Annotated in this window: 1 protein-coding gene and 1 pseudogene; one reads left to right on the top strand and one right to left on the bottom strand. The window is 47.5% G+C overall.

The genetic code is table 11. The annotated features are described in order from the left end of the window. On the top strand, positions 1-1,666 hold a 1,666-nt coding region (locus tag DOT_RS17095; RefSeq protein ID WP_040412608.1), incomplete at its 5' end, for an FtsX-like permease family protein. 385 nt (positions 1,667-2,051) lie between these two features. Here DOT_RS17095 and DOT_RS17100 read toward each other — a convergent pair. Further along, positions 2,052-2,756, bottom strand: a pseudogene (locus DOT_RS17100) (PEP-utilizing enzyme); the annotation flags it as partial. Positions 2,757-2,915 lie beyond the last annotated feature (159 nt).

The raw sequence follows: 2,915 nt of genomic DNA on the forward strand, positions 1-2,915 counted from the left end.
TCTCTATGTGGCAGCAGTCAGCCTGGGGGCAGGCCTGCTGGGCGGGATACTTCTTTCCAAGCTGATCTTTATGGTTTTGTTGAAAATCCTTAACTTTGAGGTGCCCCTGGGCTTTAAAGTCTCCGGCCCCGCCTTAGCCTCTGCCCTGGTCCTGTTCGCTGGAATTTTCCTCTTGACCCTTCTCAATACCTTGCGCCAAATCCATCTGGCTAAGCCTGTTGAACTCCTCCAGGGCGGTCAAACAGGAGAGAAGGAGCCGAAAACCAAATGGCCTTTGGTGGTGATCGGAACCTTGAGCCTGGGCGGGGGATATTATATCTCCCTCACCACCCAATCTCCTCTGGCCGCCCTGAGCCAATTTTTCTATGCCGTCCTCCTGGTGATGGTGGGCACCTATTGTTTGTTTACCGCCGGCAGCATCGCAGTGCTTAAACTGCTGCGCCGGAACAAGGGGTATTATTATCAGACCCGGCATTTCACCGCCGTTGCGGGGATGATATACCGGATGAAGCAAAACGCCGTGGGGCTGGCCAGTATTTGTATCATGGCCACGGCTGTGCTGGTAATGGTATCCACCACCGTGTCTTTGTACATTGGGATGGAGGACGGGCTGCGCACCCGGTACCCCCAAAATATCATGATTTCCGCCTCTGTGCCTGCTCAGCAATCTGTCGAGGGCCTGCAGAGGTCGGTTCACGAAGTATTGGCAAAGCACCAGCTGGTGGTGAAGGATAGGATGGATTACAGGTATCTGTTCTTTCCCGGCAATCAAGAGGGCGGCACGGTGATCACAGCTGAGAGCAAAATGTCCAATGCCACATCTTCGCTCAGGGAATACTATCTGATTCCCCTGGAGGATTATAACCGGCTGACTCATAAAACGGTCAGCTTGGGGGAACAGGAGATGCTGATTTATTCCGGCCCCAGCAAGTATGAAAACGATACCCTGACGGTGTTAAACCGGACATTTACAGTCAAAGAAAAGCTGGACTCCTTTTTTGAAAAGAGCCTGGAGAGGTCATATATCTCGGGCAGCTATTATATCGTGGTCAAAGATATGGATGTGATCAAAGCCATGGAGGAGGCTCGGGCCGAAGAAAATGGGGATGATCCATCAGGGTATAACTATTATCTGGGCTTTGATCTGGACGCCAGCGAGGCTGACATCTCTGCAGTTTACCAGGACATTCGCACTGCCCTGGACAGTGATTATCCCGGCAGCAGTATCGAATCCCCGGTAGCAGCCAAGGCATCCTTTTTCGCTGTTTATGGAGGTTTGTTCTTTCTGGGCATTTTCCTGGGGGGACTATTCATCATGGCCACGGTACTGATCATCTATTACAAACAGGTCTCCGAGGGGTATGACGATAAAGCCCGCTTTGAAATCATGCAGAAAGTGGGTATGAGCCGCGAAGAGGTGAAAGGCTCCATCCGCAGTCAGGTCCTGATCGTATTTTTCCTGCCCCTGGTTACCGCCGGGATCCATATTGCCGTCGCTTTTCCCATCATTACTAAATTGCTAGCCGTACTGAATCTCACCAATGTGGGTTTGTTCGCCTGGTGCACAGCGGGTACCATCTTGGTTTTTGCCCTGTTTTATGCTCTTGTCTACGGGCTGACAGCCAAAGTGTATTACCGGATTGTCAGCTGGGGGATGTCTGTATAAGCGGCTGCCTGATCGGAAGCCTCAGTTCAGCGTCCTGCTCGTCCTTCCGAAAAAGGGGAATACAAGAGCATATCTACATCCACGTATTCTCCGCTGAAAGAAGTGAAAAATCCCTACGTGAAACAACTATCTGTAAAACAGGCCTTAGAATTGACTTTTTGTTGGAATCATCCTTTGATAAAGATAAACCTGACGTAATATTATGGTTAAATGATAAGCTCTGGCATATATGGTTAGGTCAATGGTTCGATGATGGGCTGCATTTTAATAAGTCAGCAAATGTTCAACGGATCCACTTGGATAATCACATTTTGTGTGATTTTCCAAGTGGATCCGTTTTGCATACCTTCCATCGGAAAATGGGTGCATCATTAACTCTTTCACGTTATAGGATTTCTACATACCCTTCTGTTCCATGCACGCGAATTCGTTGCCTATCTTTTATCAGTTTGGTGGCATTCTCCACTCTGACAACTGCCGGTAAGCCATATTCACGAGCGATAACTGCTCCATGGGTCATTAGTCCTCCAACTTCGGTGACAAGGCCTTTTATGGATACAAATAATGGTGTCCAACTGGGGTCTGTAAAGGTGGTGACTAAGATATCTCCATCTTCTAAATGTGCGTCGTCCATGGTTAAGATGACGCGTGCTCTGCCTTCTATGACTCCTGAAGAAACAGGCAGACCTGCCATAGCGCCCTCTGGAAGATTTTCTCGTTTGTACTCGCCTGCAATTATTACACCATCAGAGGTGATGACACCTGGAGGAGTTAGTTTTTCAAATAATTTGTACTCGTCTTTTCGAAGGCTTACGATCTGGTAATCCAGCTTATTTGTGCGTACCACTTCACGAAGTTCTTCAATAGTGAGATAGTAACTATCTTCTTTCTCATGAAGTACGCCTGATTGTACGAGTTGTTCGACTTCTTTCATTAAAGCTTGTTTATAAACGAAGTAGCGATTGATCATGCCGTATTTTGGATATTCGCGATAACCTATGAAAGTCCGGATTATGTCGATCATTCTTTTTGTCTCTTTGGCTTTTTCTTCACCATCCGGTAATTGTTTTAATCGCTCTAATCTTTCTTCCGATAATAGCTGTGATTTTAATATCGTGATCCGCACCGCAGTTTATATCCATTTTGCTATGGGTAGTAATTGACACTCCCCATGGATGAATCCAGGGGATTCTAGGTTCATCATACCGACTTATGCCGTGTACTCCCCAAGCTTAAACCGCGTGTCCCA

This window comes from Desulfosporosinus sp. OT, from assembly GCF_000224515.1.
In the GTDB taxonomy this organism is placed as follows: Bacteria; Bacillota; Desulfitobacteriia; order Desulfitobacteriales; family Desulfitobacteriaceae; genus Desulfosporosinus.